This is a genomic window from Falsigemmobacter faecalis (genome assembly GCF_003863335.1).
Lineage (GTDB): Bacteria > Pseudomonadota > Alphaproteobacteria > Rhodobacterales > Rhodobacteraceae > Wagnerdoeblera > Wagnerdoeblera faecalis.
Genome location: NZ_RRAZ01000063.1, coordinates 1 through 8034 on the forward strand (window position 1 = coordinate 1; position 8034 = coordinate 8034).

Genomic DNA, 8034 nt, shown 5'->3' on the forward strand with positions numbered 1-8034 from the left:
CCAGGTGCCCTCACACGCGAGAGTTTCCACACAGCCTAGGCCCATAGCCGCCGTTCAGCCACTTCCAAGCTGACGTCCGATTCAAGCACTCCACCGCGTCCGATACGAAACCGGCTTACTGATTCTAGGATCTGCGGTCCTTACCTGTCGGCAGTGACAATATTGGCTCCGTCGATCTGCTCCACACCTGCAGGCAGAAGAAGCTGCTCCAGCCAGTCGATAGCATTGCCCCGCTCGGAGCAGTAAGCGAAGAACGCCCGCTGCTTCGCTCGAGTAAACGCGACGAAGAATGAATTTAGTTCTTCGCCACGCTCCGGCGACAGGCTCCACCATGTTTTGGCATCGAGACCGAAAAAGATCATGGTGTGGAATTCGAGGCCTTTGCTCTTATGGATTGTCATGAGCGGGACCTGGTCCTTGCCTTCGAAGTGATCAAGAACGCCTCTCCAGTCCGCTGCGTTCTCGACGCATTCCCGCAAAAGAACCTGAAAGCCGTTGCGCACTCGCTGAAAGTCGGCGTCGCGTCGATATTCTGGGTAGGCCTGACGCAGACGCTCGATCCCGGCGAAGTCCAGAGCCTGCGCGAACAACCGGTCGGCCACTGCCGGATCCGGTGACTCGTCACGCATCGTCTGTCGAAAGTTTCGAGAGAACTCTCCGATATCGCGCTGCAAGCGCTCTTGCCCGGCCTCATCTTCAGGACTGGTACCCGCCAACATTTGCAGGCGTTCCTGCGCCGCATTCCAAGCATCGGGGTCGCGGACGCTTGCACCCAGCCGCAAGAGCGGTAGGAGAACTTCGGTCAGGGGCTCGGCTAACAAGTCCTGAATGGCGATTTCGCCAACATTTCTGGCAAGATTTCGCAGCGCGAGGTTGTGGGCACGGAGAGCGGGCGCAAGCTCGTCTTCAACGTTGTTCGCTCGCATGCGCACGAGGATGGCAACATCGTGTGGGGCGATGCGACCATCATCGACTTCGCTCCTGATCCATCGCGCTATCTGCTCAGATTCCTGCTCGCGGCTGTCGAACCGCCAGATGGCCGCCGTATCCCCCTCGATCGCCAGCTCGCCGCGCGCCTCAACCTCCTCGACATCGGAATCGATCTGCCGTGCGATGACATGCTGGATGGCAACAAGCGCCCCGTGAGATCTCCAGTTACTTAGTAGCGCATGGCGAACGGCATTGAAGTCGGCGGTGAACTCGTCGAACGCGTTATCCATTGCGCCCGCCCAACCCATAATCTTCTGCTTTTCGTCGCCGACTGCGGTAAAGACAGCATCGCTTTCGCTGAACGCAGCATCCACGAGTCTATATTGCGCGTAGGTTGTGTCCTGGAATTCATCGAGAAAGACAAAGGGATATGTGAGGCGCAAAGCGCGCTTGATCCTAGGATTCGCGCGAAGCATGTACTCAACGACGCGGTTGATCATCGCAAAAGAAACAAGTGCGCCGTCCGGCATGGCATACTGGTCATCCCAGTAGGCCCGTAGCAGCTCCCTCGCGCGCGGACTTTCAACGGTTTCTTCAAGCGGCAGGGGTGTACGGGCGACCGCTCGCTCAAACCGGTCCGCACTGACGTTCGGACGGCCGTGTCTTCGCAGGAAGACCTCTATGTCCTGTCTGGAGGGAAAAGCGACGCTGTAGTCTGCGGGCGGTCGGTAGGCATAGGGGATCGCAAGGCGGAAATGATCCAGCATGTGCTTCGTAAATGCATCGAACGTCATCGAGTGAAATCTGCGGGCCTGGTCGGCAGGGCAGCGCTGGCGAACCCGCGCGGCAAGGTTTTGAGCTGCATCGCGTTTGAAACTGATCGCAAGGATGCGCTTTGGTGCCGGACAAAGACCTGTCTGCAGGAGATAGGCGGCCTTCTGCGCCAGAAATTCGGTCTTGCCCGCTCCGGCACCGGCGGTAACGCAAACACTCTGCGCGGTCTCACGAAGAGCGTCCCAGGCTCGCGGTTCAAGGTCGTCAACGCCTTGTGGTCGCCAATCTTCCGGCGCGACGGGCATCAGTCTTCCGCCGGCTCAGGAAACACAACGTCTCTGACATGATCGATCAGGGCGCGCAGTTCCGGGGGGGCGCGCCGAGCGAGGTTTCGACGAGTGATTCTGCTTAGCGCGGCGAGATGGGTCTCCGGTTTGCTGCGGCTGAGGAAAAGATATGGATACCAGGCGAAGCTGTCGTCCCATTGCTCGCCGTCGTAGATGTCGGGATTCCCGTTGGTTTTCAGGACCACCTTTTTTTTCTCGGCAATCGCCTCTCCTGTCGTCCTAGGGCCTCGTCCACCCGGATTGGGGTGCTGGTACGCCGCAGGAAAAGCCTCAAGCATCGCGAAATCCAAGTCGATGGGGTCGGAAAAGAAGACGGCTTCATGTCTGAGTGCCTGAAGCCAGACATTTTCCGCCCAATCCTCCAGAACATCTTCGTCATCCAAATCTTCGAGATCGTCGAGACTGATCGTGCCATCAATAACGAGGGGATTTGCAGTCAGGTCGCGATCCGCCTCTTCTAGAGCCGCGAACGCCGTTCGGATCATTTTGGCTCCGCCATGGGTGCGGCCAAGATCGAAGTCGAGCAGTGTCGCGTGAGGGATGCCGAGATCGGTGAGCAGTCTCCAGAAGTGCGCGACATAGCGACCGCCCAAAGGCACAACCGGCACGAATGACGGGTCAAGCGGAACGCCTCTTGCTTCGGCTAAACGGGGCAGAACGACTCGCTCCGAGTCCCCCTCCGCCAGAATCACGAACCGCGCAAAATATAGTTCGGGGTAGGAACGGACCGCGAGGCGGACATATGTGCTGGCTTGTACATCGTTTTCAGGCAAGGTCAGCAGCCTGACGCTCGCGCGGCGCGTCTGGCGGTCAAGCCGAAAGTAGCGAACTTCGTCCGCCTCGATACGGGAGAGGATGCTGGCGCTATGGCTCGAGATGAGCGCCTGCGCCGTACTCATCTCGCCGATTTCCCGCGCCAACGTCACGATCCGAGACAAGAAGAATGGGGAGAGGCTGTTTTCAGGCTCTTCAATCGCGAGAATCGTCAGATGCGTGCGCCTCAGCTTCTCCTGATCGAACGGGCTCTCCGCCGCAGCGAGGGCAAGCGCAGCCTGTTCGGTCTCGAGGGTCGCAGCCGTCAGAGCGATGTGGAAAAGCGAGCGCTGTCCGTCACTGAGGTCGGTGAGGATTCGGTTTCGACCGGCTTCGTCAGGATGAAAAACGAACTCCGCGCGCCGGACCAGCTCTTCGATCCTGCTCTCAATCAGCCGAAGATTAGGGGTTGTGTCCGTGTCGCCTTCGTAAACCTGCTGCCATCGATGCGTCAGACGCTCAATAATGAAGCTTGCCGGGGCTTCCTGATCGAACTGGTTCTGGATAAGCTCGGCCCCTTCCGTCGCGCGGGCGCCAAGATCAGCTGACCATAGCGCCGCTCGCCATAGGCGTCCTTTCAGGAGCTCGGTGACACGGTCGACCGCGTTGCGAAGGGCGGGAACGTAGACAACCTGTATACTCGCGCGATCCACGGCGGAGACTTTCGGAAGCGTCTCCCATTCAAATTCGTTGCCAAGGGTCGTGATCCATCTGATGTCTTCTTCGACGGTCCCGTCAGGCGTGCCGTCTTCGATCCACCTAGCGATAAGCCGCATGCGCGCCTTTAGCGGTTCATCGGGGCCAGAAGCAGCCAAGTGATTGAAAAAGTCGGGGACGGCCGAAGCGTCTTCGTCCTCTTCTTCGTCGAGCTCTGGGAAGCCGAGCAGACACTCGATCTCCAGAGCCCGCACGTCTGGCAGCTCCTCTTCGTTCTGCGCGATATGGAAGTCTTTCTTTGTGACGGTCCTGTCCGCCCTCGTCACTCCAAAGAGACGGGAAAGCGCCTGAAAGAGCGCCGTCTTGCCTGAGCCGTTCCCTCCGACGAAGGCCGTTACCTGTTCCTCCAGGCTGATTTCCATCCAGTCGGGACCGAAGCAGCGAAAATTGCGCACGGCAATACTCTCAATCTTCATGGGCAGGCTCCACTGCAAAGAATCTTTCCGCACAACCAAGGTAGGATTTGAAAAAGGGACTATTCCACAACTATTCGTCGGGAGGCGGAACTCTCGGCGTCTCTCCGCGTGGTTGCAACCCAAATATCGCGCCCCACATAACTCTGTCAGCCGCCCGATAGGCGGTGACTAGCGGTGCAAGTTGGTCAATTGCCTTTAGGCCTTTAGGCACTAAACCGGCCTTTGATCCTCTTCGCAGCCAACGACCACTTTCCGCCGCTAGCGGCCGCACTACTACCTATCGTGCTGCGCGGCATAATGCCTGGAAGCGGAGATCGGACAGGGGGCGCCGCATCGCGAACTGCTGAGCGTTTTCGTTGCAGCAAGCTAGCCATCCGCTGCTGTGTCCACCAAGATCCGCGTTGTGGGCAAGAAGGCCATGTACATGTTATTTTTATAATGACTATCGATTCAGGATGACCTAGTTCGATAAGACGGTTTCCAGCGGCAACGTGTTCTTAGAAACATTTGAGCGCCTGTGGTTGCGGGGGCAAGGAGAACGTGGATGATTAGCGTCAAGCAAGACTTCCCACTACAAGATTTTGAGCGTTTTCTTGGATTAATTGGTGAGCCTGGGCATCATGACATTCAGATTCCGAACAGAGTGAAATCAAACGCCGTTGGATCGGCAGCAGCACTAATTCAGCTGATTATAACGTGGGCGCGAAGAAATAATGCTGGCGAAGCACTTCGCTTGCACGCTGACAATGAAATGGATCAGGCCGCGAGGAAGTTTGCCGAGACACCGTTCGGTTTGGTAGCGCTAAATATGGCCCAGAGAATTGTTTCACGCGGTGGTGAACCCTTGAGTCGACGCGAAACTCTTAATAACTCATTGCAGTACGTCCAGTGCATGCATGCTGGTGATTTGTCAGCACTCAGGGAATACAACAAGTCAATTCTACCCGTTATATGTATCGACAATGCATCAAAATTAAGAAGGCCAATTCGACTGTACCGGCAAGATACTGATGAGGTGAGGAATCGAGATGCGTTCACAAGCCTGACGCGTAACAGCTTCCGCGAGCTGGCGCGCATTCGCCTAGAGGACGAATCATCTCAGATCGAAGATATCGCGAGTTTTGTATATGAAGCTTTCCTGAATACGCACGAGCATGCACAGACGGACGTGGAGGGCAATCGGTATCTCAGATCTTCGCGCGGTATAGTTTTCTCGTTCCAGTCATCCTCACTGGAGCGCCTCTCTTCGCCGGATGCGGAAAGCGTGGCCCTTAGTGAGTATATGTCAGGAATTCAGCTTCGGCGTGATCACCATACAGATGCCCATTTCGCTGAAGTTTCCGTATTTGATAGTGGCCCTGGCTTGGCTCAGAGTTGGTTGTTCAATGTGAATGAAGCTACCAGAAACTCGCTCAAATCAACACCTCAATTGGGAGGAATATCTCTTGAAGTCGAGTATGCCGCGGTCGTTGAATGCTTCAATAAGGGCAGAACAACAAAAACCTCCCCAAGCAGGGGGAACGGGCTTTATAGGATCATGCAAGTAGTCAAGAGAAATGGCGGGGTGATCAGGGTGCGAACTGGTCGTCTCTCTCTAATGAGAGCATTCGCAGAAAAGTCCAGCGAGAATTTGACCTCTAGCGATCTGAAGTTGGAAGACATTTCTTCTGGGGAAACACCGACTGAAGCCCGCCCTTGGGCCGATGGTTGCGTTATCACCGTTTTGATTCCTCTCAATCGGCGCTGAGATATGAGTAATTTATTTTCTTTCAGATGTCGCACCTCTAAGTCAGCAACATTGTCTTCATCGCTAGTCATTTTCTGCCCCCCTGGGATGCCGTCCCCAGCGGATATCTCAGATGCAATTATGGAGAATACTGCGAGCGCTTTGTCTCCAGAGAGTGTTTATTTCATTTGTGAGCAGGCCTACTCAGAAAAACTTTTTGAATACTTTTCGAAAGATAATGACGTATTGCTTCCAGTTTCGCATGCTAGAGATATTGTGGTTCTCTCTTACTCTACCGAAGGGGAAGTGACGCACGGAAATACCCTAAGGGGTGGCAATCCACTGCAATTCGAATGGCCTGTTGTATCGCGACAAGGTTTGACGCAGTTATTTGTTAGTCGCGGCGGGCTCGTTAACTCGGGGCCGACTTCGCATTTTGTAAAGCCATCCAAGAAGCCTGATAGGCGCTTTCTGAGAGCTTCAAGCGCACTTTCTGAGGGTGCTGAGATATTTTTTGCGGGACTCTGTTTGCTGCCTCACCTGAAAAAGGAAGTGAGGACGATTCACCTAGACACATCCTCTATCGCAAGTGTTGTAATGGCATCTCTTCTTATGTCCCGCAGAGAGGATTTGCCAAAAATTAGGACATTCCACTCATACGAAAAGCTGAAACAGCACAATTTTAGCAAAGATGAGACTGAGGTTGTACTCATATCGGCCTCTCAATCAGGCCAAATGGCGGCCCAACTGGCGGAATTGGTAGGGCGTCGTTCACAAATTGTGACTATCTTTTCATCCTCCCCGTCGCTCGCAACAGGGGAAACTCTTTGCGATCTGAAATTTGACGGAATAATGAACCCAGCTGGGATTCCAGCGAGGAAAATAAATGATAACTTCGAGGGTTCGAGACCAATCAATTTGGTTGGCGAGCACTTTCTTAGTGAACCCGAGGCGCCTAGGGCTGCACTTCCTGGAGTTCTGCAGAACCCCAGCATTAACCGGTCTTTTATTTCTCGACTCGCGGGTCGACAGGTATTTTCATGCAACTTCAAGAAGAACAGATACATGCCATCGAAATCCGTTTGGATTGATGCTGGCCAATTTTTAAAGACCGAAAACTATAAGGAATGGTTGGAACTCATTTGCCTGCGCGAAATCCCTGCCGCAGTTGCAGCCATCGTATACATAGACGGCAGTGATGGATCCGAAGCTTTCGCGAAAGATATTGTCGACGAGATTAAGCGACACGGCGTTGCGAGCAACTGTAGGTTAATTTCTCTCACTGAGATTGACGGGAGTCAGGGTAGTCTACCAACTTCACCCCCAGATAAAGCTCCTATCGTAATCGCAGGTGGAATAACAGGGCACGGAGATGACTTGCTCTCGGTCAGCCGTGCGTTGCGTGATTGGGCTCCATCATCGCATAGGGTGTTTCTGACACCGATCTGTGTGCCTTCATCTCTTGCTGCGCTGAAAGTTCTCGATCAAAATCTTTGCCAACCTAGATCGCATGTATTCAAGTATATGGATGCTATTGTTATCGATCGACAGAAACTGTCTGGCTCTTGGGAGCGAGAGCGGCAGTTTCTTTCTGATAGATATGATGAGCTGCCCAGTGATCTACGGGATAGGTTGAATGTTCTTAACAGCTCAAAAGGGATGATCAACAACCTGTTTTTATCGGGAAAGAAATCCCAGCTTTCACTACGGAAGAATTTTGCGTTCTGGCCCTCAGATGTCGATTGTCAGGCGGCGCTTCAAGCTGATGTTTTCGTGGCAATTTCATGCCTCATTCAAAATATGAGGACGAATGCTGATGTAGCATCGGACAGGAGAATCGTGAATAATTCAAACACTCATACAGTTATTGCTGCCGGAGCGTTTGCAAGATTTAACGACGGTGTCATTCAGGCGTCAATCTTGAGGGCTGCGGAGCCCGTGGAGTTGAACTATACTGACGCCCCTGATGAGAGTCGGGTTATGGGCGGGGTTATTGTTGACATGATCAAGCTTGTCGACCGCCAGCAGGGGGAGGCGGTTACAGAGTTTCTGATGGCTATTTTGACTGGTTGGATTCAGTTAAGGGAACAGGATATGGCATTGGTGAGGGCAGAGCTTGATAAAAACGTTAACCTAAATGAAGCGCAGTCTTGGCTCGCTCGATGTATACCGTCCTAATCAGTTGGTCATCTAAGTTGCATCTGCCTTTACAGATGTACCGATCCCAGGTTGGTCGAGGAATAGCAGATATAGGTTTGTCTAATTCCTAGGCTCAGGACTCATTTATCATATCCAGAAGATGACGATTGCA

General features: G+C 53.7%; 4 protein-coding genes. 2 read left to right on the forward strand and 2 right to left on the reverse strand.

The window, feature by feature from the left end:
• Positions 1–140 precede the first annotated feature (140 nt).
• Positions 141–2009, reverse strand: coding sequence for a UvrD-helicase domain-containing protein (locus tag EG244_RS19650; RefSeq protein WP_124966852.1), 1869 nt, complete (start codon positions 2007–2009; stop codon positions 141–143).
• A complete protein-coding gene (locus tag EG244_RS19655) occupies positions 2009–3997 on the reverse strand; it encodes an ATP-dependent nuclease (RefSeq protein ID WP_124966853.1) in 1989 nt (662 codons plus the stop codon). Before EG244_RS19655 ends, EG244_RS19650 begins: the two co-directional genes overlap by 1 nt.
• A 544-nt stretch (positions 3998–4541) precedes the next feature.
• Here EG244_RS19655 and EG244_RS19660 point away from each other — a divergent pair.
• Together EG244_RS19660 and EG244_RS19665 are read left to right on the forward strand one after the other, a co-directional pair.
• Positions 4542–5744, forward strand: a complete 1203-nt coding sequence (locus EG244_RS19660) for an ATP-binding protein (protein WP_124966854.1) — start codon at positions 4542–4544, stop codon at positions 5742–5744.
• A gap of 120 nt (positions 5745–5864) precedes the next feature.
• Positions 5865–7901 (forward strand): hypothetical protein, encoded by a 2037-nt coding sequence (locus EG244_RS19665; RefSeq protein ID WP_124966855.1) that lies wholly within the window; start codon positions 5865–5867, stop codon positions 7899–7901.
• The last annotated feature ends 133 nt before the right edge of the window (positions 7902–8034 follow it).

Excerpts from the sequence above, each read along its gene's own strand:
- EG244_RS19655 (WP_124966853.1), bottom strand. The coding sequence starts at position 3,997 with ATGAAGATTGAGAGTATTGCCGTGCGCAATTTTCGCTGCTTCGGTCCC.
- EG244_RS19650 (WP_124966852.1), bottom strand. The coding sequence starts at position 2,009 with ATGCCCGTCGCGCCGGAAGATTGGCGACCACAAGGCGTTGACGACCTT.
- EG244_RS19665 (WP_124966855.1), top strand. The coding sequence starts at position 5,865 with ATGGAGAATACTGCGAGCGCTTTGTCTCCAGAGAGTGTTTATTTCATT.
- EG244_RS19660 (WP_124966854.1), top strand. The coding sequence starts at position 4,542 with ATGATTAGCGTCAAGCAAGACTTCCCACTACAAGATTTTGAGCGTTTT.